Here is a 22,660-nt window from a genome sequence, read left to right as displayed (position 1 = left end):
TGCAGGGGGTTGCTCGATCAGTGGCTCAATATAAGACTTTCTGTCCTCAAAGATGTTTTTCTCATTTTTAAGCTATATTTGCCAGACCCGACAACCGACAAACCATTCCCAGAGAAACTTATGGCTGTAATGAAATTCGGCGGTACCTCGGTAGGGACCGCCAGGGCCATGCAGCAGGCCATTTCCATTGTTGCCCGCGAGGCAGAACTCTCTACGCCGCTCGTGGTGCTCAGTGCCTGCAGCGGCATTACGAACACCCTTCTGAAGATCGCCGACGCTTCCGGCCGCGGTTCTCTCGACGAGGCTATGGCGCTTGTCGGTGAGGTGCGCAGCCACCATATCGGTCTGGTCCGGGAGCTGATCCCTTCCGCTGAAAGCCAGGCGGTGCTCATCCCGCGCATTGAAGAGCTTCTCAGCCGTCTTGAGCTGCTCGTCAAGGGTGTAGAGATCGTCGGCGAACTCACCGAGCGTTCGCGCGACATGTTCTGTTCGTTCGGCGAACTGCTCTCCACCACCGTGTTCGCAGCCGCCATGCAGGCAGCCGGCCACCGGGCCGAGTGGGTGGACGTGCGCACCGTCATGGTCACCGACGACCATTTCGGGTTTGCCCGTCCCATCCTCAAAGAGTGCATGGCCAACACCGAACAGATCATCCGCCCCCTCCAGAGGGCGGGGACGACCGTCGTCACCCAGGGCTATATCGGCAGGACGGAGGACGGCAGGACCACAACGCTCGGACGTGGAGGATCTGACCTTTCGGCAGCTCTTCTCGGCGCCTGGCTCCACGAGTCGCAGATACAGATCTGGACTGATGTCGACGGCGTAATGACCTGTGACCCCAGGATTGTGCCGGAGGCCCGAAGCATAAGGGTGATGACCTTTTCCGAAGCGGCGGAGCTCGCCTATCTCGGCGCGAAAGTGCTTCATCCCGACACCATCGCCCCGGCAGTTGAAAAGAATATCCCGGTTTTCGTCCTCAACACCTGGCACCCCGATGCCAGGGGCACCGTCATCACCAACGATCCGGAGCGTCTGTCGGGAATGAGCTACGGGGGTCTTGTGAAGTCGATCGCCGTGAAGAAAGGGCAGTCCATCATCAACGTCCGCTCCAACCGCATGCTCGGCCGCCACGGGTTCATGAACGAACTGTTCAACGTGTTCGCCCGCTACCGGGTATCGGTAGAGATGATTTCCACCAGCGAGGTCTCCGTGTCTGTGACGGTCGAAGACGCGCCGTTCAGCCAGGAGCTGCTCGGGGAACTTAGGGAGTTCGGCCAGGTTGATATCGAGCATGGCGTGGCAACCGTCAGCGTCGTCGGCGACAACCTCCGCATGTCGAAAGGCGTTGCCGGACGGATCTTCGGTGCGCTAGCGGAAGTGAACCTCCGTATGATCTCCCAGGGAGCATCCGAGATAAACGTCGGCGTCGTTGTCGGTCTGCACGATGTGCCGGTTGCCGTGAGCGCGCTGCACAGGGAGTTCTTTTCCGGGGACGATGCGGCAGGGATTTTTGAGGTTCCCGCAGGGAAGGCCTGAAACGAAACAAAAAAGCTTAAGCCACATGGATTACAGGAAAGCAGGAGTCGACATAGGCGCGGGTGAGGAATTCGTCCGTCTGATCAAGTCAAATGTCCGCCAGACGTTCACCCCGAGGGTGATGACAGACATCGGCGCGTTCGGCGGATTTTTCGAAGCCGATTTCAAAGGGTATGAAAAACCGGTGCTGGTCAGCAGCATCGATGGCGTAGGTACCAAGCTGAAAATTGCCGTCGAGCTCGGCCGCTTCGACACCGTCGGCTCGTGCCTGGTCAACCACTGCGTCAACGACATTCTCGTCTGCGGAGCGCGCCCGCTCTTTTTCCTTGACTACTACGCCTGCGGCAAGCTTGTGCCTGCCGATGCGGCATCGGTTGTCGCCGGGATGGTCGAGGCCTGCCGCCAGAACGGCTGTGCCCTGATCGGCGGAGAAACGGCTGAGATGCCGGGCGTCTACCATGGTGACGATTTCGATCTTGCCGGCACCGTCGTCGGAGTCGTGGATCATAAAAAGATCGTCAACGGAACGGCGATGCGGGCCGGTGATGTGATGATCGGCCTTCCTTCAACAGGCCTGCACACCAACGGCTACTCCCTTGCCCGCAAGGTGTTCGAGGGTCGTATGCAGGAGCGCTTTGCGGGATTTGATTGTTCAGTCGGCGAAGAGCTGCTGAACGTCCACCGCTCCTACCTCAAGGTGGTCGAACCCTTTCTCGGCTCGCCGGATCTGCACGGCATGTCGCACATCACCGGCGGAGGCCTTATGGGCAACACCATGCGGATCGTGCCCGAAGGCCTGCAGCTTGACGTGCAGTGGGATGCCTGGCCGGAACTGCCGATCTTCGATCTCATCCGCCGCGAAGGCTCTGTTCCCGAAGACGATATGCGCCGGACCTTCAACCTCGGCATCGGCCTCGTCATGATTGTTGCGGGTGATGGGGTCGAGCGGGTGATGGCGGGCTTGAAATCTCAAGGTGAAAATGCGTACATTATAGGTCAGGTGAGCGCTGCCTGACAGGCGGCGCTGAAAATGCTTTATCCATAAGTACATCCGAAACAGCGAATATGATGACACTACTGGCTATTCTGGCGGTGAGCTACATCATCGGCTCCATTCCCACCAGCATCATGGCGGGAAAAATGCTCAAAAGAATCGACATCCGGCAGTTCGGCAGCGGCAATGCCGGCGGCACCAACGCATTCAGGGTCCTCGGCTGGAAGACCGGACTCTCCGTCACATTAATTGACATCGCCAAGGGCGTCATCGCCGCTGTCAGCGTGGTGGCCTTCTTCAGGATGCATCCCATCGGGGCCTATCCTGACATCAACGAAGTCGCGCTCCGCCTTCTGGCTGGAATGGCAGCAGTCATCGGCCACGTGTTCACCGTATTCGCCGGATTCAAGGGGGGCAAGGGGGTCAGCACGGCTGCCGGCATGCTCATCGGCATCGCCCCTGTCAGTATGCTGATCGTCATCGGCATCTTTCTTCTTACGGTCTGGCTTTCGCGCTATGTTTCCGTCGCATCCATCCTTGCGGCCATCGCCTTTCCGCTCATCATCGCCATCCGCAAGTATGTGTTCGAACTCGGCGGAGGTCTGGATTACTACATCCGCCTGTTCGGGGAGTCCTTCTCCTTCCATGACAGCCTCGATTACCATCTGATGATCTTCGGGCTCATCGTGGCTCTTGCCATCCTCTATACCCATCGTGCGAACATCCGGCGCCTTATTTCAGGCACCGAGAACCGCATCACTTTCGGAAAGAGCGCGTAAGATGGCGGTGCGTTGATGCATATCGCCGTCCTCGGTGCCGGAAGCTGGGGCACCACGCTTGCGGTCCTGCTTGCCCGGAAGGGTCATGCGGTGAAGCTGTGGGCCCACCGTCCGGAGTTTGCCCGAACCCTTCAGGCTGAGCGCGAAAACACCCGTTATCTCAAGGGAACCCTTTTCCCTGACTCTCTTGAAGTCGTAGGCGACCTTGACGGCTGCATTGCCGAAGCTGAAATGATCGTCACCGCAGTGCCTTCCCAGGCGCTGCGAGAAACCGCCCGCGCGTTCAGCAGCCTTCCGTTTCAGGGGAAAATCATCGTCAACGTGGCCAAGGGGATCGAGGTCGGTTCGGGAATGCGGATGACGGAAGTGCTGATGGACGAGCTTCCCGGGCTGCAGCCGGGACGGGTTGCGGCGCTGTATGGGCCGAGCCATGCCGAAGAGGTTGCCCGCGAGCAGCCGACGACGGTGGTGGCCTCCTCTCCTTCCATGGAAACCGCTGAAGCGGTCCAGGAGGTGTTCCATACGAGTAGGTTCCGCGTCTATGTGAACACCGACATCGTCGGCGTTGAGGTTGCCGGATCGGTCAAGAACATCATTGCCATCGCTGCAGGCATTTCCGACGGTATCGGCTTCGGTGACAACGCCAAGGCGGCCATCATTACCCGCGGCATGGCTGAAATATCCCGCCTCGCGCTGAAACTCGGCGGGGACCCCATGACTATTTCAGGGCTTTCGGGCATCGGCGACCTTGTGGTCACATGCCTCAGCCGTCACAGCCGCAACCGCTTTGTTGGCGAGGAGCTCGGTCGCGGCCGCTCGCTTGATGACATCATCACCCATATGAATATGATCGCCGAGGGGGTACTGAGTTCCAAGGCGGTCTACGCACTCAGCAGCAGCCTCGGCGTCGAGATGCCTATCACCCAGGCGGTCTATGAGATGCTGTTCGAGGCGAAGCCTGTCGAGCAGGCCATCCTTGATCTTATGACTCGCGAGCCGAAGCCCGAGCGCGACTGAAAGGTCTTCCTTTCCGCTGCTGTATACCGGGTCAGCGGGTATGGCGTTTTTCAGGATGCTCATGCCACACCATCAGCCCTTTTCCCGGTCCTGCCTCACTCCATCGGTTGCTCTGGAAGTCCAGACGCACCACGCTGCATGTCTCCATGGCCTCACCTTTCATGTCCCCGAGGCGGTTGGCGAGTTCCGACATGACGGGATTGTGACCGAAGAGCATCACGCTTCCGGCATCATCGGGCAGTGAACGCACGATGTCCAGCAGTTCCGATGCCCCGCCGTGGTAGATCTCCATGTTCTGAATGATCGATTCCGGCGGAATATCGAACACTCCGGCAAACGTCTCTGCTGTCGTGAGAGCCCTTACGGCAGGGCTCGTCACGAGCATATCGGGGCGCGGATCTCTCTCATGCACCAGCCGCGCCATGAAATGTGCCTCCGTTATCCCCCGTTCACTGAGCGTCCGTTCGAAATCCGAGGCGGCATCGGCGCTCCAGCCTGCTTTGGCATGTCTGACAAGGTAGAGTGTTTTCATCTGGCAGGGTGGGTTACAGTCTCTTTGAGTGTCATGATCCTCCGGTACGACTCCTCGATGCGAAGGGGAGAAATTATGCCCTCATCCACCATCCTGCGGATGATGCCTGATGCCTTTTCTGCGATTTTTGGGTCGTAGACGGCCGTATTGTTGGCAAACACAAGAATGTCAGCACCGGCTTCAATCGACAGGCGGACCGCTTCTTCAAAGCCGAAGTTCTGGGCAATGGCGCCCATCTGCATGTCATCGGTAAGCACCACCCCACGGAACCCGAGCTTTTCTCGTAGTAGGCCGCTGATGGTCGCCTTTGAAAGGGTCGCCGGATAGCGGGGATCGAGGCGGGCGTTGAAGACGTGGGCGGTCATGATGGCACCCTGATATCCATCAAGCAAGAGGCTGCGGTATGGTTCAAGTTCAATCTCGCTCCAGCTTTCCGTTACGTCGGTGAAGCCCAGATGGCTGTCCGAGGTCGAGCTGCCGTGGCCGGGAAAATGTTTCAGGACAGGGATGATCCCCTCGCGGAGAAAGGTCGTTGTGACGATGGCGGCCTGAGACGAGACGATGTCGGGGTCAGGCGAGTAGCTCCGCTCTATACGGCCGATGACGGGATTCTGCGGGTTGGTATCAAGGTCGACCACCGGCGCAAGGTTCATGTTGACTCCCATCGACTGCAGTGTCCGGGCAGTCACCTCCGCTGCAGCGAGGGTGCTGTCGGGGTTCCTGAGCAGTCCGAGGCTCCGGGCGCTCGGGCTCCGGGGGAACCCCCTTGCCGGCTTGAGCCTGCTGACCATGCCGCCTTCCTGGTCGATCGAAATGAAGAGCGGGACGGGGGAACGCTCCTGCAGTTCGCCGTTCAGCCGCTGAAGCTGTTCCGGGCCGGTTATGTTGCGAAGCGGGGTCCGGGACGGGACGTCATAGTCGAAGAGCACCACGCCGCCGATGCGCTGGCGGTCGATGGCGCGCCGTACGTCAGGGGCATCGCCGATGGTGGTGCCCCTGAAGCCCACCATCAGCATCTGGCCGATTTTAATGGATAGGCTGTCCGGCTTCGTTCCCGCTTCTGCGATGGGCGGTGGCTGGAGGAGGAGGGCGAAGAGCAGCAGCGCAAGAAAGACGGGGACCCTCTGACTCATGCGGCTTTCGTCGTTTTGAACGCCAGTTCTCCGTTTTCGAGGCTGATGGCCACCGCATCACCTTCCGAGACCGCCCCCGATAGAATCAATTCGGAGATGCTGTTGGTGATTTTTCGCTGCATGACCCGTTTCAGCGGCCGTGCGCCGAATGCAGGATCAAAGCCCGCTTCGGAGAGCCAGTCGAGGGCTTCATCCGTGATGGTGAGGGTGATGTGCTGGCGCAGGGCGGTGCTCCTGATGCCCTCGAACTGGATAAGGACGATCTTTTTCAGGTCTTCGCGTGTCAGCGGCTTGAAGAGGATTACCTCGTCGATCCGGTTGAGGAACTCGGGGCGTACCTGCTGCTTGAGAAGCGAGAACAGCTTTTCCTGGAGGCCTTCAAGCACCTCATCCGCCGGCTGGCCATCGATCTTTTCCATCTCGGACTGGATGAGCTGGGCGCCGATGTTCGAGGTCATGATGATGATGGTGTTCTTGAAGTTCACCGTATGCCCCTTGCTATCGGTCAGTCGGCCGTCGTCGAGTATCTGGAGCAGAATGTTGAATACATCGGGATGCGCTTTTTCGATCTCGTCGAGCAGCACCACAGAGAAAGGCTTACGGCGGACGGCTTCCGTCAGCTGTCCACCCTCCTCGTAGCCCACATAGCCCGGAGGCGCTCCGACTAGGCGGCTGACGGTATGCGATTCCATGTACTCGCTCATGTCGATGCGGATCATGGCGTCCTCGTCGTCGAAAAGGTAGTCGGCAAGTGTTCTTGCCAGCTCGGTCTTGCCGACTCCGGTCGGGCCGAGGAAGATGAATGAGCCGATGGGGCGTTTTTCATCGCCCATGCCTGCACGGGATCGCTTGACGGCTTCGCTCACCGCCCTGACGGCCTCGTCCTGACCAATCACCCGCTCGTGCAGTTCGCTCTCGATATGGAGCAGCTTCTGGCGTTCCGACTGGAGCATCTTGCTGACAGGGATGCCGGTCCATTTCGCCACAATCGCAGCGATGTCCTCGGCATCGATCTCCTCCTTCATGATGAGCTCGCCGGCCGACTGCTTCTGCTCGATCTTCTCCCGGTTCCGCTCGACCTCTTTCTCTATTTCCTTGATCCTTCCGTGGCGGATTTCAGCGACTTTTCCGTAATCGCCCCTCCGTTCATACTCTTCCGATTCGACCTTCAGTTCCTCTATCTGCGATTTGAGGTCGCGGGACTGGCTGATCAGCTCTTTTTCGCTGTCCCAGCGTGCCTTGATGCTCCGTTGCTCTTCTCCCAGATCCGCCAGCTGCTTTTCGATCTCCTGCAGCCGCTGCTTCGTGTCGGTGATGCTCATTGATTGCTGTGCGTTTGATTGCAGACTGTGAATAACAGAATATTGTTGTAAATTTAACGCTTATGGCGGCAAACTCACAATGCCCAAATGCCTTGGCGGGATTTGGCCGCCGTTACAATTCTTAACAGGCAGGATGATGCAAAAGTTCTCCATCGGCTCCATAGCCGTACCCGATCCCGATGTCCCGCTTTTCATCGCAGGCCCCTGCGTCATAGAAAACCGTTCAATGGCAGTGACGGTGGCAGAGGAACTGCATCATATCAGCCGTGAGCTCGGTGTCCGCTTCATTTTCAAGGGATCCTACCGCAAGGCGAACCGTTCCTCGGGTTCCTCGTTCACCGGCATCGGCGACGAGGCGGCACTCGAGGTGCTCCGCGAGATCGGCGATAGGTATGATATGCCGGTACTCACCGACGTGCATGAGACGAGGGACGTCGAGCTGGCCGCCCGGTATGTGGACGTGCTGCAGATCCCCGCGTTTCTCTCACGCCAGACCGAACTTCTCCAGGCCGCCGGTGAAACAGGCCTTACGGTCAACATCAAGAAAGGCCAGTTCATGGCCCCGCAGGATATGGCGCTTGCCGCCGCCAAGGTTTCTGCGACCGGTAACCAGCGCATCATGCTGACCGAGCGCGGGTCGAGTTTCGGGTACAACAACCTCGTCGTCGACTTCCGCGGGATCGTCAAAATGGCTGAATCCGGATGGCCGGTCATCTACGACGCCACCCACAGTCTTCAGTTGCCGGGTGCCGGCAACGGCGTATCGGGAGGGGAGCGGGAGTATGTTGTCCCGCTTGCCCGGGCCGCAGTGGCTGCCGGGGTCGACGGCCTCTTTTTCGAGGTCCACCCTGAGCCAGAAAAAGCCCTTTCCGATGCTGCCACCCAGCTTCCGCTGGGGAGCTTCCGACCGCTTGTCAAACAGCTGATCGACCTCTACCGGTGCGTGCAGCCGCTTCATTCATCCTAAATCCCCACTTCCTTGTCAGGTTTCCAGTATTTCGGGATGGAACCATCCCTGGCCGACCCCTCGTCGCGTGTCGCCGAAGCCCTCAAGGCAACCCGTGCGCTGATCCTTCCAGTCGATGGCGTGCTGAACGGAGGCCGCCTCACCTTCGACGGCAGGGGTGAAGAGCTCTGTTCGGTTTCCGTGCGTGACGCCGTTGCGATCCGGGAGGCTGTGCGTCACGGGCTCCTCGTTTCCGTGTTTTCGGAGCGCGCAGCCGAGGGGTACCGTCCGATTCTCGAAGGGCTCGGCGTACAGGACATCCGGCTCGGAAGCGCTTCATTCCTTGATGCCTACAAGGCGTTCATTGCCGCGCACGGCCTCAGTGACGATGCATGCGCCTGCATCGGCGACGATGTCGGCGATCTGGCGGTACTCGAGCGCGTCGGATTGCCGGTTACGGCCATCAACGGCGCCGACTGGTTGCGCAACCGTGTTGGCTACATCTCTGCGTTCGAGGGCGGCAGCGGGTGCGTGCGGGAGGTTGTGGAGATGATTCTCGGGAGTCAGGGTCTGTGGCCCTGGGTGGAGCCGTCTGCCGAAGAGGACTGAATCGATCCTGCCGCGGCCGGTTTCCCATTTTCTGGGTTGAGGGCAGCGGCCGTCTCCGAAAGCGAGAGAACCCCGACGATGTTCGTGCCGTGGTTCGGCTCGACATGCACGTCCCCCCTATACCCTGCAGCGCCGCCGGCGCGCACTCCCCCCGCCTGGAGGGCTCGCTCCAGTGCATCGATTTTTCCAAGGAGGCTGTAGGCCGCCGACTGCGGGGTCGAACACGACACCGGCGGATTGGCGGTTCCGTGCATGAAGTACCCTTCCGGCAGAGTCGCCTCTTCCGGATACCCGTGCCAGTGCGTCAAGGACGCTCCTGACTCTCCGAGGAGTCGAGCAAAGACCGGGTCGGGGAGGATCGAGAGGAGGACGGCCGCCACCAGGGCGTTGCCGAGGGCGTGGGCCAGAATGGTGAGGGTGTCGAAGGAGGGGCGCGGCGCCGGGCTCTCTTCACCGTGGGCAGGGGTTGAGATGTAAGCCCGCCCGTTCTCCATACCGATTTCCAGAAGGTCGCGCAGCGGCTCGACGGCGGTTTTCCTGCATCCCGACCGAGTTGTCAGTACCCGCACCGTCGGAACCTTTATCATATAGACCCTGCCTCCCACCCGCACCGGGACCCTGAGGCCGCCGGGATCCTTCACCGGCTCCATGCCGTAGGTATCTCCATATGCTACGGGCACTGCCGCCTCAACCCTCACAGGCAGCTGGCGGGCGAAGAACCCATAGCTCATGCCGCTCCGTTCATCGAGGTAGCGTCGGACTATCCGCCGGTAGTACCCGCTTCGGTATTCCAGGCTGTCGGTTGAGGTATGGGTGAGCAGCTCCGGGCTCCGCTCCCATAGCCGGCCCGAGCTCCGGAAATCCTCTGCTGCCGCGAGAAAGAAGGGCGAGCTTGTGTCGAGTTCTCCCTTCCGGAGAATGAAATCCTCCGGGCGCGGCGGCACGACCTGCGCCGTCAGCTTCGGCACCAGCGTACTCCGGACGTCTTCCACGCTGGGCAGCGGCGTGTGGAACTCGGCAACCCCACCGTTCATGGTGCAGATGGTCCAGGACTCAGCGGTAACGTAAATAAGGATATGTACCATATCGCGCGCCAGGCGCGCCACGATGGCATCAAGCCGCTCCTGTGCGCCCGACTGGCTGGAGAGTGGCGGGGGTTCGTCGTAGATGCCGACTATCATGTTGTTGTAGAGCGTCGAGACCCGGTTGATCGCAAGCTCATGGTCCGGAAGGACGCCGGGAGAAAAGACAACCCTTCCTGGAAGGATCCGTCCGTCGGCGCCCGATGCCGCTTCGGGACTTTCGACCTTGATGCCGAGCGCGTCAAATGCGCTCTGGAGACCTCCTGAGAATGCCTTCAGGCGCCCTGAGATGTGCGGCGCGGGGTGGAAGACCGGCCGGAGCCCCCGGCACATGGCCGTAAGGGTGAGCGGGGTGAGTGCGGGGATGCCCAGCATGGCTCCGAGTGAGGCTTCACTGATGCAGTTCATGATGGCAGGAAAGATGCCTACAGGCCGGAGTTGTGTTCGCGGCCCCAGAGCAGTTTGGTGCGGAGCACTTCGCAGTAGTCGCGGTTTTCGTTGGCCACCAGATTGATGAGGCGGATGGATTTCCGGACCGTCACGCGCTCCATCGGCTCAAGCATCCTGCGCAGGTGCCCGTCGCAGTTGAGCGGGAACTCGCCGTCGGGTGCTTCGACCGAGATTTCGATGATCTTTTCGTCGCTGATGACGATGGGCCGAACCGTCAGCATGTGCGGGCAGATGGGTGTGATGACGAACACGCTCGACTTCGGAGCGATGATGGGCCCTCCGGCCGACATCGAGTAGGCCGTCGAACCCGTGGACGTGGCGATGATGATGCCGTCAGCGCGGTAGGAGCTGAGCAGTTCGCCGTCGAGCTTGATGACGAAGGCGGGGATCCTCGGATAGGTTCCCTTTTCGATGACAACATCGTTCAGGGCAAGGAACTGCTCGTTCCGTCCGTCTGCGGGCACCGAGGCTTCGAGCTGCGTGCGCGTGTGGATGGTGTAGGTGCCCTTGATCACCTTTTCAACCGCGTCGAACATCTCTTCCTGGGTGAACTCCGTCAGGAACCCGAGATAGCCGACATTGATGCCGACGACCGGCTTGGTGACCGAGTGCTGCGAGGTGAAGAGGAGGGTTCCGTCGCCGCCGAGGGAAATGAATGCATCGCACTGGGTGTTGAGCTCTTCGATCGGGGCTGACAGCGCGCTCCCTATGCGCTCTGCCGAGAGGGTTTCGAAGATGTATCCGATGCCCTGCGCTTCAAGCCACGATACCAGTTTGCGTGCCAGCTCGAGGGCCCGCTCTCTGGATACGTTGATGACGATGCCGAATTTCATTTGCGCCATCCCCTTAACCGCATGAACTTGTATGCCTTGTTTGCTTGATTGAAGCGTGACTCCAGACTCTCATTCTCAAGATCGCGCACCTCCCATGAGAGCTCTACCAGCTTCGTTGCGAACACCTCAAGCGCGTCGGCGATGTTTTTGCTGTTGGTGCCGATGATGTCGCGCCAGATCTCCCAGGGGCTTCCCGCCAGACGGGTGAGAGAGGCGAACCCCGCACCGGTGCGTCGCAGTTCAGGAGAGCAGTAGTCAATGAGGACGGTTGAGATCAGCTGCGGGAGGTGGCTGATGCGCGCCATGATCCAGTCGTGCCGGTCGGGATCAATCATTACAGTGTCACCGGCTACCGATGAAAGCATATCCTTAAAAGCCTCAGCACGCATCGAAGTCAGCAGATCATCTTTATGGCAGAGGAAAATCGGCATATCTTTGAAGAGGTCTTCCGCGCTTTCACGAAAACCCTGCAGCTCCTTGCCAGCCATCGGATGCATGCCGATGAAGGGAAGATTGAGTTCCTCCGCTCTGTGGAAAATGTTGGCTTTCGTGCTTGATACGTCTGTAATGATGGTGGAGGGCGGAGCGAGGCGCGCCGCTTCGTCGAGCATTGCGATGTTGGCCTGGACCGGTGCGGCAAGCACCACGATGTCGGCGCTGAAAAGCTCTTCGCGATCTTCAACGAACCGGTCGAGACCGAGTATCCGGGCATCCTCTTTGTCGGTCTCGCTGAAAGATGGGTCAAATCCGGTGAAGACGATGCCCGTCTCCAAAGCAATGGAGGAGCGGCGGAGCGCCCGCAGCAGGGACATGCCGATGAGGCCGAGTCCTATGAAGGAGATGCTCTCGATGGGCGGTTTAACATTCATGCGGCAGGGCCTCCTATGCTGGCACGGCTTCCAGGTGCTTCTATCGGTACGCCGCTCCGGCAGAGCGGGCACTCTTCGGGATCGTAGCTCACCACCTCCATAGAGAGAACGGAGTACTGGTCGTCAATTAGGCGAACATTGCCGTTGCTGCGGTCGACCACCGAGCCCACCCCAACGGGAACTGCACCCGCGGCTTTCACCTGTTCGATGACTTCCAGCACGGAGCCGCCGGTCGTGATCACATCCTCCACCACGAGGACCCGCTCACCTTTTTCCAGGGAGAAGCCGCGGCGGATCGTCATTTTGCCGTCTTTGCGCTCGGCGAAGATGGTCTTGACTCCAAGCTGCCGACCGACTTCGGTGCCGACGACAATGCCGCCGATGGCAGGGGAGATGACGGTATCGATCTCCTTATGGCTGAAATGCCCTGCGATCTCCCCGCAGACAACCGTCAGGTGCTCCGGGTGCTGCAGCACTTTGGCGCACTGGAAATAGGTGTTGCTGTGCCGGCCGGAGGTCAGCTTGAAATGCCCTTCGAGCAGGGCGCCCGTCTGTTTGAAGATTTCTAGCATCAGGTGGCTGTTCAGATGGTGTGGAGGTGGAAAGAAAGATACGCTCCGGAGCGATTTGCCGCAGCTATTAACTCTAAGATACAGAAGCAGTTCCGAAATGCCAGACGAAAACGTCTTGTCCCGGAGCCCTCCTTCACCCCCTGTTTTCCTCAAGAAAACGGGTAAGGAGCACGCATGCGGCGGCGCTGTCCAGCCGGCCTTTCTCCCGGCGTACTTTCCGGCTTTTGCCCGAGGCGGCAAGGATTCTTGAGGCCTCTCTGGAGGAGTGCGACTCGTCGACCCGCTCCACCCGAAGGTCCGGAAACGCAGCCCTGAGCTCTTCGACGAACCGGTCAACTACGGCGGTCATGGCGTTTCCGCTCCCGTCATCGCAGACGGGGCTTCCCACCACGGCCAGGTCGACGGTGTCCCCCTGCATGATCCGGCGCAGTTCATGATGGAGCCCCCCGGGTTCAAACGTGCCGACAGGGCTGGCGAACAGCTGCAGCGGGTCCGTCATGGCCAGGCCGATGCGCTTCGTGCCGTAATCGATTCCGACGATGCGTCCTTTGGGTTTCATGCTACGGCGGCCTCCATGGCCGTTTTCTTCCGGCGGCGCTCAGAGATGATTATGTCGTCAGGTTTTTTGATCGTAAGTTTAGCGACAGCGTCCGGGAAGAGGTCCCGGCATTTCTGCAACATCTGGGAACGGGAGAGAAAAGCCATCATGGCAAAAGTTGTGATCATTGGCGCGGGCTTTGCGGGACATACCGCAGCCATGTACCTTGGCCGTGGCATAGGCCGGGAGCATGACATCACGGTTGTCCACAAGTTTGACTACTTCGGCTTCGTTCCCTCATGGGTATGGCTCGGCATTGATGCGGTGCGTCCCCAGAACACCGTGTTCAAGTTACAGCCGATTTATGACAAATTCAATGTACACTTCATCCAGGGCAGTGTAGAGAGTGTCCACCCGGACGAAAACCATGTCTTTCTGCAGCGGGCGGAAGGCGGCGTGGCGGAGCGGCTCGATTACGACTACCTCATCATCGCCACCGGTGCACACATGAACTACGAGGCGACACCCGGCCTTGGCCCCCATAAGCACACCGAGTCCATCTGCCACTTCGATACCGCCATACAGGCCCGGGACCGGTACCTTGAAAATGTCGAGCGCATGAAGCAGGGTGAACGTCGCCGTATCGTGATCGGCACCGGTCATCCTTCGGCGGCGTGTCAGGGTGCAGCGTTCGAATACATCACCAATATCCACCACGACCTCACCCAGCGCGGTCTGCGAAGCAGGGCGGACCTTGTCTACCTCACCAACGAACCCGAGATCGGCGATTTCGGGGTCGGCGGCATCAACGTGGTGGCCAAAGGCGGGAGGATCGCCCGCGGGGGTGATCTCATCGAGGACGCGATGGACGAGTTTGGCATTGAAAAGGCCGTAAGGAGGGGCGTGCATGAGGTTGACCGGAACACCATCTTCTGGGAGGATTTCGAGGGAAACTACGGAGAGACCGGCTATGATTTCGCGATGCTCATTCCCCAGTCGAAGGGCGTTACCTTCCCATTCTTCGACATAGAGGGCACAAACATCACCTCCAAAGTATGCAACCCCGCAGGATTCGTCCTGGCCGACGGCATTTACGGTCTCGACTATGACGAACTCCGCGAAACTCCCCACGCCTGGCCTGCACAGTATAACCATCCGCTCTACAGGAACATCTTCTCCGCCGGCATCGCATTCGCCCCTCCCGGGCCCATCTCCAGACCGCACGTAACAAAAAACGGCACGGCAATCATTGCCGGCGCACCAAGGACCGGAATGATTTCCGGGGTCACCGGCAGGGTTGTTGCATTCAATGTGATGGATATGATCCGGAAGGGCCGCATGACCCACCGGGAGCGGATGACCGAGATGCTTACCGTCTGCATTGCCTCTAACGGCAAGTCGCTCTGGAACGGCTCGGCCATCGTCATGATCATCTATCCGGTCGTTCCCGACCTGAAGCACTACGACAACCGCGAGGGGCGAGACATGTTCGTGACGAGGGTGGAGCGCGGTATCAGCGGAGCTTGGCTGAAGCAGATGGTCGAGACCACCTTCATGCACAAGTTCCGAGGCCGTCCCCTGTGGCAGTTCATCCCGGAATAACCAAACCGAACCGACCCATATGAGGCCCACCTCTTTCCAGAAAGCACTGATGCGCTGCCGCCTCTACCAGTTCTGGCGGTTCATCGTACTGAACATCAAGATCCTCAAGGCCGTCCACCACGAGAAGACCTCATAAGGAGAAGCGTGCAGAGTGGGATCCGTCAGGCGGGGCAGCGGATGGTCTGTAGAGCTCTGGCCAGCAGGCGGTAGGGTTCCATGGTGGCGGCCTTGTCGAGATCTGCCGCAAGGCGCGGCATCCAGCGGCAGAGGTGCTCCTTCATGAACGTTTCCGAGGCTTTACGGGCATCTTCTGCGAGGGTGCCGCCCATGGACTCTGCTGAGGAGAGGAAAGCGAGAAACTCGAACTCGGTGGCGATGTGGTCGATGAGGCCCGGCGCCACAGTCATCTCCCACTCACTGTATGCGGCCTGTACACCGATCGAGGCATCTCCGAGCATTCGTTTCTCGCGATAGACCGATTCATAGGGGACGCAGGGCGTGGTGGGGTAGCCGTTCAGGAACAGGCGGGTGTACTCTCCCTGCATCGCTTCGATTCCTTCACATGCAAACGCTGCGAGCATTTCGCCGAACACATCGGGGGCGTCCTTCAGTTCTTCCAGAGATGTTTTGAGCTCCTTGATGAAGGCCTCGTTCGGATAGGCGAACGAGCGGCTGAAAAAGCGGTAGGTGAGGGCCTGTTGGCGTGGATCTCGTGGATCGCCTGCATTGTTCATAAACGTTGTATCATAAAAGCCCGTCATGCAGTTGGATGCTGCATGACGGGCTTTCTGGTTGATGGTTGCGGTTCCTTCAATGCGGCTTACCAGGGGAACTGGAAGAGGCCGGCCTTGAGGACGTAGTAGCGGAGGAGGTAGCCGCCGAGGAGCACCATGACGCTGGCAATAACCAGGAGGTGCCCCGATTTCTTTGTGTGCTTGGCAAAGAAGATCCCGTAGGTTTCAATCGCGAGCGGCACGATGAGTCCGAAGATGAAGAACCCGATGATGAAAAGCGGGCTGTGGAAAAGCACCTGGGCGGACTCGCGGGCGCCGGTCGGAAGGAAGAGCGCGAAGTTGAAGTAGGCGCCGAGAATGATCAGCTCTGTCACGATCAGCATTGCGTCGAGTTCCTCAAGTTTTGCTATGATCTTCCATGACTCCTCGTTCTTCGAGAACGTCGAGAGCAGAAGGAGGAACGCGGCACCGGTCGAAAATCCGGAAATGACGAAGAGCAGCGGAAGTGCCGGCGTGTTCCAGAAGCTGATGGCCGGAGCTGCAGAGATGAGCAGGCCGGTGTAGATCGCCACAAGGAAGCCTGCAGCCGAGCCGGTCAGCGCTGCAAGCTTGTTGAAACGCTCCAGAAGATCAAGGATCCCTCTCGGGATTTTCTGTACGTATGGATTTATCTTCGGCCACACCTCAAGCAACGGTATCACATAAGCGATGGCCGATACGAAGTAGAAGTTGATGAAGATGACGCCCCAGAAAATCCATGAGCGCGGGTTGGTAAGGGCGTAGATGGCCTTCAGCGGCTGGAGCATGTCGGCAAGAAGGAAGACGGTTCCGAGAACCAGGAACCCGATCGACGACATGACGGCGACGGAGAGCATTTTGCGGTCGCACCCTTCGAAGAGGTGGATGAGGGCGCTGATGGCGAATGTGGCGCCACCCAGTCCGCCCAAGAACAGGTATGTGGCGATCTGCCAGTGCCATACCTCCTGATGAACAAAAGTCATAATGGTCCTCCTCCTAAACTATGATGGGATGTAATATACTTTCGGGGACGTGCCGAGCGACTGGTTCAGCGCCTGGGCTTTTCCGCTTGTTGCCAGCTTGTGCACCTCGCTGTTGGGGTCGTCGAGATCTCCGAAGATCCTTGTATTGGTAGGGCAGGTGCTGACGCAGGCCGGCTCACGCCCTTCCGAAACCCGGTGGTCGCAGAATGTGCATTTGTCGACATGCGGCTGCTTGTGGCTCGTGAACTTTCCGTAGAGCTCCTCCTCCTTATTGACATCCTCGCGGTCGTAAGCGTAGCGGGCATCGTACGGGCATGCGATGCAGCATGCGTAGCAGCCGATGCAGCGGTCGTAGTTGACCTTGACGATGCCGTCCTCCGTCATGAATGTTGCCCCTGTCGGGCATGCTGACAGGCAGGGGGTGTTTTCGCAGTGCATGCAGAGCCTCGGAAGCAGCACCCGCCGTACATCGGGAAATGTGCCCTGTGCTTTGTCTTCGACATGCGTCCGGAACTTCCCGTTCCAGAACGGCGTCTGGTTCTCCGCCGTGCATGCAGCCATGCAGGCCTGGCATCCGACGCAGGTCCGCATGTCCATTACCATTCCATATCGCGCCATAGGTGCTTACTCCTCCATTTAACTGTTGACGGGCGTGACGCTTACCGTAAATTCCTGTGACATGAACGATGCTGCGATCGGCTCTATGCTGTAGGGCATGAGCTCGTTCAGCGCAGTTCCTTTTCCGCCTGCGACCGAAAGCATCTTGTTGCGGCTTCCATAGGACGAAGGGAGGAAGACCGTGTCGGGACGGATCATCTCGGTCACGAAGAGCGTTGCCGTTACCTTCGGGCCGTAGCGGAGGTTGGTGACCTCCACCTCCTGACCATCCCGGAGGCCGAGGGCAAGGGCCTTTGTGGCGTTCATCCAGAGGCCCGTGAATGCGCCCTCTTTAGGCTTTGTCACTGCGGCAAGCACCGCGTTGTTGTTGTTGGTCGATGCGTGCGACACCACCGGGACCTTGCCGTAGGTGAAGTAGAACTCGTCGGCGTTCAGGGAGGGTTCGGGTGACTTGTCGCTGACGACCCGCGGAACGTAGCCGAGCACGGGGTCGAACAGCGGGGTCCTTCCGGCTTTCTCTCCGAATGAAGAGAGGATCGGGCTGAAGAGCTCGAGTCGTCCGGTGGATGTCGGTACGGGGATTTTGCGCGGCATGTTCATCTCTTCAACCACAGTATCGGCGTCTTTCAGCATGAGCAGTCCCTTGTCCATGATGGTTGCTTCAACCTCGGCGGCGCTCATGTGCTTGCCTGTCACATGTTCTGCAAAGTGGCCCATGGCTTCATAGGCGGTTTTCAGGAAGGCTTCGTTCAGCGGTTTGCCGGCTTTCTTTGCGGCTGCGATTTCGCGCTTCAGCATTGCATGATCAAGGCCCGCGTATTCTGCGATGCCGTGTATGTAGCTATCGAGCTTGCCCATCCCCTCGGCTATGGCGCAGAGGATGTCGGTCGTGTCGCGTGTGTCGTAGATCGGATCGATGGTCCTGATCCTGGTCGTGAAACCGATGCCGGTGTTCGGCCCGAGCGGGTAGAGCAGCGGCTCGTTGCGCTCAAGGTAGGTGTGGTTCGGCAGGATGACGTCCGCATAGAGCGTCGAGTCGGAGGGCAGTACGTCGACGGCCACCACGAGATCGATGTTCTTGTGCGAGAGGATCTCCTCCCACCGCTTTGCCGGGAAGTAGTGGCGGATCGGGTTGGCCGCGTTGAGGATGATGGCCTTGATGTTGTAGGGACGCCCATGGTACTTCAGTTCTCCCCTCACCGCTTCAAGCAGGCCGGTGTCGGCCATGGCGGGCAGGAACGCGGACTGCTTTCCTGCTTTCGCCTGCTCTTCGGCCCATGCGAACGAGAACGCCGGCATTCCGTGTTCCCAGGCTCCGGGGTTGGCGAAGATGTCAAGCAGGCCGTAGGCGAAGCCCATGCCGGGGCGTTGGACCGGCAGGAGGTCCTTGTCGCTCTTGCCCTGCTGCGTGTTGTGCCAGGAAACCTCGGCCTTGTGGTGCAGTTCGCCGTTCATCATCCAGCCGCCGGGACGGTCGATGCCTCCGACGAGGGTCTGGATGATCGCCTGCAGTCGGCGCTGGCCGATGAGGTGGTGGTATCGTGCTCCCATCCAGCCGGGATCGACCATGGCCGGACGTGCCTGGCCGAACTCGACGGCGATGCGTTTGATGGTGGAAGCCGGGATGTCGGTGATCTTCGATGCCCACTCGGGGGTGTAGGGTTCGGATTCCGCAATGAACCGGTCGAAGACGGTCGTGACGGGGCGTCCCTGCCATGTGAGGTTATTCGGGGCGTTGAGGCCCGGCTGGATCCTCGATCCCGATTTCGTGCGCTCGTTGGTGTTCGTATAGGCCGGGACGGCGCGGACCTCCTGGCTGATGAGGTCAAAGACGTAGTAGGCGGTGGGGTTTCCGTCCGCACCCTTATCCGCGGCCAGCTGCACGGCGCCCTTTTCGTCAACGAACGAAAGGAACGGGGCATTGGTGTGTTTGGACACAAAGGGCCCGTCATAGAGCTTCTCGCGGAGCAGGGTATGGAGCATCGCGAGGAAGAATGCGTGGTCGGTACCCGGCTTGACGGGGATCCACTCGTCGGCTTTTGCGGCAAGCTCGCCCATTCTGGGATCGAGGCAGACCACTTTGGCCCCGTTTTTCTTCGCCTGGCCGAACCGCACGGCACGGGCCGTCGAGATGGCAGCCACGGAGGCGTTGTTGAGGCTGAAGAGGATGTATCGGGCGTTTTCGAAATCGGCGAGGATCTCGTCGTGCACGTTGAAGTTGCCGGTCACCAGATCGGTGCCGAGATGGCCTGCGGTGACGCAGTGCTGAAGAGGAGATGCAACGATGTTGGGGATCCCGAGGCTCTGGCAGAACGGCAGGCTGAAATGCATGTAGGAGACGCAGGCCGTCCATCCGCCGACGAGGCTGATTTCCCATGGGTTGACCTTCTGCAGCTTGCCTATGATGTGGCGGTAGGCCTCATCCCATGTCGCCGCCCTGAAGTTCCATTCGCCCCGCTTGCTGCCCTCGACCCTGATGAGCGGCTGCTTCAGCCGGTCCGGATCGTAGGTCTGGTAGAGGCCGGCCTGACCGCGGGCGCAGATTTTGCCGCGGTTGAGGGGGCTTTCCGCATTGCCTTCGATCTTGACGGCGCGCTTCACCCCGTCGATCTCCTTCGTGGCAACCTTGATGTCACAGAACGAAGAACAGAAGTTGCAGATGCTCGGTACCCAGACAACTGTTCCCGAGACGGCTCCGCCTTGTTCGGGTGATCCAGCCTGCCCCAGGCTCCAGACGGGGCGCAACAGGGACATGCCCCCCAGAACGCCGGCGACTTTCAGGAACTGGCGGCGCGAAATAGTTTTGTGCATAAAATCTCCCCTTCAGACAGATGAAAAATTGCTGTGATTTCCTTGAAGGAATCGATGGATCGATGAGAAATCGAGGATGGCGTTTGTGCCGGCCTGACGGTATTCGAGTGCATGGAAAAGGTTGCAATATAACCCTGCCCGACCGTTCTTCCAATTGTTAAATCCCTCCTCCGAGCCGCCGTCAGTGGCGCTTCGAGCCCCACGGGCGTTTTTTCATAATGGCGGCAAATGTGTACATTTCATTCTGGTAACCAGTCAATCAGTCACACTACAGACATTCGTGCATGAAGCCGCTCTACTATTTCGTGTCCGCAACCCTTTCGATCGTGCTCTCGATCCATGTCTTCATTTTCGGCACGGCTCCCAACCACGAACTGATCGCCATTTTCATCGGTCTCTGGGCTCCGACCATCATTGCCGTGGGCATCTTCAATACCCTTCTCGGCATCCATGATGAGATGTGCTGCGCGCACCGCCGGATAGAAGACCGCCAGAAAGGGGGCGATGAGCATTAACCACCCCTTGTCCGTCCTGCTGGTAGGGGCGGGCGGCTTTCTCGGCACGGTGGCTCGTTACCTCGTGGCGCTTGCCTTCAGTCCGGCATCGCCTGGCTTCCCGTTTGCGACCTTTTCGGTCAACATCGCCGGTAGCTTTCTTATCGGCTTCCTGAGCGAGCTTGCCGTCTCCACTACGATTGTGTCCCCCGAGGCGAGGCTGTTTCTGGTGACCGGCTTCTGCGGAGGCTTTACCACGTTCTCGTCTTACATGTTTGAAGGGGCCACGCTTGCCAGAGATGGTGAACTGTTTTATTTCAGCCTCTACCTTGCCGGCAGCATCGTCGGCGGGTTTGTTGCGCTCTACACCGGCATCATTGCCGCCAAACCTTGGTCATGATGGAATTCAGGAACAGTGAAATGCTCAGGATCTTCCTCGGCGAGCAGGTCCGCCTCGGCCACCGGCCGCTCTATGAGGAGGTTGTCCGTGAAGCCCGCCTGCAGGGCATGGCCGGCGCCACCGTACTGAAGGGGGTACTCTCGTTCGGCCACGACATGGAGATCCATACATCGAAGATCATGGAGCTCGCAGAGGATCTGCCGATGGTGGTGGAGATCTGCGACACTCCCCAAAAGATCGACACATTCCTGCCTGTGCTCGAGCAGATGGTCCGCGACTCGGGCGGCCGCATCATGGTTTCGAGGGAGGCGGTCCGTTCCTCCATCATCGGCTGAACCTTCGGCTGTACACCATCGCGTTTCCTTTGCCTTCGGGCAAATAAAAAAGGAGGCCTTTGCGGGCCTCCTTTTTCAATGTTCCGCCTTCACGGACCAGTTGTTCGGATCAGTTATACGGATTAGTTATCCGGACCGGTTACTTTGTTGCGGCCTGGAGCGCGACGTAGTTCGCCTTGACCGTCTTTTCGAGGTCGGCATCGGTGTGCATCGTGCTCGTGAACATCGCTTCGAACTGCGAGGGAGCGAGATAAATGCCCTGCTCGAGCATGGAGCTGAAGTACTTGCCGAACTTTTCGGTGTCTGCGGTGATGGCGCTGTCGTAGCTCTCCACCGGTGTTTCGGTGAAGAACAGGCAGGCCATGGAGCCCACGCGGTTCTGAACGAAGTTCAGGCCGAGCTTCTGCATGTTGTCCCTGAATCCCGCTTCGAGGAAGGCGCCCTTGCGATCAAGTTCCGGGTAGGGGTTCTCTTCCATGAGGATTTTCAGGGTTTCGATGCCGGCGGTGAGTGCGAGCGGGTTGCCCGACAGGGTACCGGCCTGGTAGACGCCGCCGAGCGGGGCTACGTTCTCCATCAGGCTGCGCTTGCCGCCGAATGCGCCGACGGGAAGGCCGCCGCCGATGATCTTGCCCATGGTGGTGAGGTCCGGGGTGATGCCGTAGAGTTCCTGCGCACCGCCGAGGGCTACGCGGAAGCCGCACATCACCTCGTCGAAAATCAGGACGATGCCTTCGCGGTCGCAGAGATCGCGCAGCGCCTGGAGGAACTCTTTCTTCGCAGGGATGACACCGGTGTTGCCGGCGACCGGCTCGATGATGATGGCTGCGATGTTGCCCTTGTTCTCGGCAACGAGGAGTTCGACCGACTTGATGTCGTTGTACTTCGCGTTCAGGGTATCCTCGGCGGTTCCCTTGGTGACACCCGGGCTGTCGGGGGCGCCGAGGGTCAGGGCACCGGAGCCTGCCTTGATGAGGAAGCTGTCGCCGTGGCCGTGGTAGCAGCCTTCGAACTTGATGATCTTGTCGCGGCCGGTGCATCCTCGGGCAAGGCGGACGGCCGACATGGTGGCTTCGGTTCCGCTGTTGACCATGCGGACCATCTCTATGGATGGCACGATTTTGGTAAGGAGCTCGGCGATCTCGATTTCCATCTCGATCGGGGTTCCGAAGCTGGTGCCGATTTTGGTGAGGGTGTGCTCAAGGGCTGCGGTGATCCTCGGGTGCATGCTGCCGAGGATGAACGGTCCCCATGATCCGACATAGTCAAGGTAGGTGTTGCCGTCCACATCGGTCATGTAAGCGCCCTGGCCCTTTGCCATGAAGATGGGGTTGCCTCCAACGGATTTGAAGGCCCGGACCGGCGAGTTGACGCCTCCGGGGATAAACTTCTTTGCCTTTTCAAAGAGTTCGGCTGATCTGGTGTGTGTCGGCATGTCGGTCAATACGTTTTT

24 protein-coding genes are annotated in these 22,660 nt (G+C 59.4%); 10 read left to right on the top strand and 14 right to left on the bottom strand.

Translation table 11 applies throughout. The annotated features are described in order from the left end of the window. The first annotated feature begins 120 nt into the window (after positions 1-120). From lysC to PLUT_RS10630, 4 genes are read left to right on the top strand one after another with little or no spacing between them, the layout of a single operon-like run. Positions 121-1,536 carry a lysine-sensitive aspartokinase 3 gene (gene lysC / locus PLUT_RS10645; RefSeq protein WP_011358772.1) on the top strand — a complete coding sequence of 472 codons (1,416 nt, stop codon included), beginning with the start codon at positions 121-123 and terminating at the stop codon, positions 1,534-1,536. A gap of 25 nt (positions 1,537-1,561) precedes the next feature. Continuing rightward, complete coding sequence (gene purM, locus PLUT_RS10640) at positions 1,562-2,551, top strand: phosphoribosylformylglycinamidine cyclo-ligase (RefSeq protein WP_011358771.1); 990 nt, start codon at positions 1,562-1,564, stop codon at positions 2,549-2,551. Between the two features lie 50 nt (positions 2,552-2,601). Continuing rightward, positions 2,602-3,309 carry a glycerol-3-phosphate 1-O-acyltransferase PlsY gene (gene plsY / locus PLUT_RS10635; protein WP_011358770.1) on the top strand — a complete coding sequence of 236 codons (708 nt, stop codon included), beginning with the start codon at positions 2,602-2,604 and terminating at the stop codon, positions 3,307-3,309. Between the two features lie 15 nt (positions 3,310-3,324). Further along, the gene (locus PLUT_RS10630) at positions 3,325-4,326 is read left to right on the top strand and encodes an NAD(P)H-dependent glycerol-3-phosphate dehydrogenase (RefSeq protein WP_011358769.1); all 1,002 of its coding nucleotides are present in this window, start codon (positions 3,325-3,327) and stop codon (positions 4,324-4,326) included. 31 nt (positions 4,327-4,357) lie between these two features. Here the strand turns inward: PLUT_RS10630 and PLUT_RS10625 are convergent, their stop codons facing one another. The 3 genes from PLUT_RS10625 to PLUT_RS10615 are packed head-to-tail and all read right to left on the bottom strand — an operon-like array spanning position 4,358 to position 7,313. Then, positions 4,358-4,858 carry a SixA phosphatase family protein gene (locus PLUT_RS10625; RefSeq protein WP_011358768.1) on the bottom strand — a complete coding sequence of 167 codons (501 nt, stop codon included), beginning with the start codon at positions 4,856-4,858 and terminating at the stop codon, positions 4,358-4,360. Beyond that, positions 4,855-5,991: a glycoside hydrolase family 3 protein gene (locus PLUT_RS10620; protein ID WP_011358767.1), complete on the bottom strand. Its 1,137-nt coding sequence runs from the start codon at positions 5,989-5,991 to the stop codon at positions 4,855-4,857. The genes PLUT_RS10625 and PLUT_RS10620 overlap by 4 nt, the downstream gene beginning before the upstream one ends. Next, positions 5,988-7,313, bottom strand: a complete 1,326-nt coding sequence (locus tag PLUT_RS10615; protein ID WP_011358766.1) for an AAA family ATPase — start codon at positions 7,311-7,313, stop codon at positions 5,988-5,990. The genes PLUT_RS10620 and PLUT_RS10615 overlap by 4 nt, the downstream gene beginning before the upstream one ends. 136 nt (positions 7,314-7,449) lie before the next feature. On the opposite strand from PLUT_RS10615, the gene kdsA reads away from it, so the two are divergent. Together kdsA and PLUT_RS10605 are read left to right on the top strand one after the other, a co-directional pair. Beyond that, the gene (gene kdsA, locus PLUT_RS10610) at positions 7,450-8,280 is read left to right on the top strand and encodes a 3-deoxy-8-phosphooctulonate synthase (protein ID WP_041464228.1); all 831 of its coding nucleotides are present in this window, start codon (positions 7,450-7,452) and stop codon (positions 8,278-8,280) included. A gap of 36 nt (positions 8,281-8,316) precedes the next feature. Beyond that, a complete protein-coding gene (locus tag PLUT_RS10605) occupies positions 8,317-8,868 on the top strand; it encodes a KdsC family phosphatase (protein ID WP_011358764.1) in 552 nt (183 codons plus the stop codon). On the opposite strand, the gene PLUT_RS10600 is transcribed toward PLUT_RS10605, so the two are convergent. The 6 genes from PLUT_RS10600 to PLUT_RS11835 all read right to left on the bottom strand — a co-directional run bounded on the left by PLUT_RS10600 (position 8,823) and on the right by PLUT_RS11835 (position 13,400). After that, positions 8,823-10,358, bottom strand: coding sequence for a hypothetical protein (locus PLUT_RS10600; RefSeq protein ID WP_011358763.1), 1,536 nt, complete (start codon positions 10,356-10,358; stop codon positions 8,823-8,825). The genes PLUT_RS10605 and PLUT_RS10600 overlap by 46 nt on opposite strands. Positions 10,359-10,375: 17 nt before the next feature. Next, positions 10,376-11,233, bottom strand: a complete 858-nt coding sequence (locus PLUT_RS10595) for an NAD(+)/NADH kinase (protein WP_011358762.1) — start codon at positions 11,231-11,233, stop codon at positions 10,376-10,378. Beyond that, positions 11,230-12,102, bottom strand: coding sequence for a prephenate dehydrogenase (locus PLUT_RS10590; protein ID WP_011358761.1), 873 nt, complete (start codon positions 12,100-12,102; stop codon positions 11,230-11,232). Before PLUT_RS10590 ends, PLUT_RS10595 begins: the two co-directional genes overlap by 4 nt. Then, positions 12,099-12,674: an orotate phosphoribosyltransferase gene (gene pyrE, locus PLUT_RS10585; RefSeq protein ID WP_011358760.1), complete on the bottom strand. Its 576-nt coding sequence runs from the start codon at positions 12,672-12,674 to the stop codon at positions 12,099-12,101. The genes PLUT_RS10590 and pyrE overlap by 4 nt, the downstream gene beginning before the upstream one ends. 133 nt (positions 12,675-12,807) lie before the next feature. Further along, a complete protein-coding gene (gene ruvX / locus PLUT_RS10580; RefSeq protein WP_011358759.1) occupies positions 12,808-13,233 on the bottom strand; it encodes a Holliday junction resolvase RuvX in 426 nt (141 codons plus the stop codon). Then, complete coding sequence (locus PLUT_RS11835) at positions 13,230-13,400, bottom strand: hypothetical protein (protein WP_157858194.1); 171 nt, start codon at positions 13,398-13,400, stop codon at positions 13,230-13,232. Before PLUT_RS11835 ends, ruvX begins: the two co-directional genes overlap by 4 nt. Between PLUT_RS11835 and PLUT_RS10575 the strand changes: the two genes are divergently transcribed. After that, a complete protein-coding gene (locus PLUT_RS10575; RefSeq protein WP_011358758.1) occupies positions 13,381-14,814 on the top strand; it encodes an NAD(P)/FAD-dependent oxidoreductase in 1,434 nt (477 codons plus the stop codon). The genes PLUT_RS11835 and PLUT_RS10575 overlap by 20 nt on opposite strands. A gap of 161 nt (positions 14,815-14,975) precedes the next feature. On the opposite strand, the gene PLUT_RS10570 is transcribed toward PLUT_RS10575, so the two are convergent. From PLUT_RS10570 to PLUT_RS10555, 4 genes are all read right to left on the bottom strand, one after another. Beyond that, entirely contained in the window at positions 14,976-15,548 is a 573-nt protein-coding gene (locus PLUT_RS10570) for a TorD/DmsD family molecular chaperone (protein ID WP_041463945.1), read from the bottom strand. A gap of 86 nt (positions 15,549-15,634) precedes the next feature. Continuing rightward, on the bottom strand, positions 15,635-16,549 hold the full coding sequence (gene nrfD, locus PLUT_RS10565; protein ID WP_011358756.1) for an NrfD/PsrC family molybdoenzyme membrane anchor subunit: 915 nt from the start codon (positions 16,547-16,549) through the stop codon (positions 15,635-15,637). An 18-nt stretch (positions 16,550-16,567) separates the two neighbouring features. After that, entirely contained in the window at positions 16,568-17,167 is a 600-nt protein-coding gene (locus PLUT_RS10560) for a 4Fe-4S dicluster domain-containing protein (RefSeq protein ID WP_011358755.1), read from the bottom strand. An 18-nt stretch (positions 17,168-17,185) separates the two neighbouring features. Continuing rightward, positions 17,186-19,978, bottom strand: coding sequence for a molybdopterin-dependent oxidoreductase (locus PLUT_RS10555; protein ID WP_011358754.1), 2,793 nt, complete (start codon positions 19,976-19,978; stop codon positions 17,186-17,188). Between the two features lie 284 nt (positions 19,979-20,262). On the opposite strand from PLUT_RS10555, the gene PLUT_RS10550 reads away from it, so the two are divergent. The 3 genes from PLUT_RS10550 to PLUT_RS10540 are packed head-to-tail and all read left to right on the top strand — an operon-like array spanning position 20,263 to position 21,207. Continuing rightward, positions 20,263-20,493 carry a hypothetical protein gene (locus PLUT_RS10550; RefSeq protein WP_011358753.1) on the top strand — a complete coding sequence of 77 codons (231 nt, stop codon included), beginning with the start codon at positions 20,263-20,265 and terminating at the stop codon, positions 20,491-20,493. Beyond that, positions 20,483-20,872, top strand: a complete 390-nt coding sequence (crcB, locus tag PLUT_RS10545) for a fluoride efflux transporter CrcB (protein ID WP_011358752.1) — start codon at positions 20,483-20,485, stop codon at positions 20,870-20,872. The genes PLUT_RS10550 and crcB overlap by 11 nt, the downstream gene beginning before the upstream one ends. Next, the gene (locus PLUT_RS10540; RefSeq protein WP_011358751.1) at positions 20,869-21,207 is read left to right on the top strand and encodes a DUF190 domain-containing protein; all 339 of its coding nucleotides are present in this window, start codon (positions 20,869-20,871) and stop codon (positions 21,205-21,207) included. The genes crcB and PLUT_RS10540 overlap by 4 nt, the downstream gene beginning before the upstream one ends. A 139-nt stretch (positions 21,208-21,346) precedes the next feature. On the opposite strand, the gene hemL is transcribed toward PLUT_RS10540, so the two are convergent. After that, the gene (gene hemL, locus PLUT_RS10535; RefSeq protein ID WP_011358750.1) at positions 21,347-22,642 is read right to left on the bottom strand and encodes a glutamate-1-semialdehyde 2,1-aminomutase; all 1,296 of its coding nucleotides are present in this window, start codon (positions 22,640-22,642) and stop codon (positions 21,347-21,349) included. Positions 22,643-22,660 lie beyond the last annotated feature (18 nt).

It is taken from the genome of Pelodictyon luteolum DSM 273, assembly GCF_000012485.1.
In the GTDB taxonomy this organism is placed as follows: Bacteria; Bacteroidota; Chlorobiia; order Chlorobiales; family Chlorobiaceae; genus Chlorobium; species Chlorobium luteolum.
This window is presented reverse-complemented; position numbering and strand designations above follow the sequence as displayed.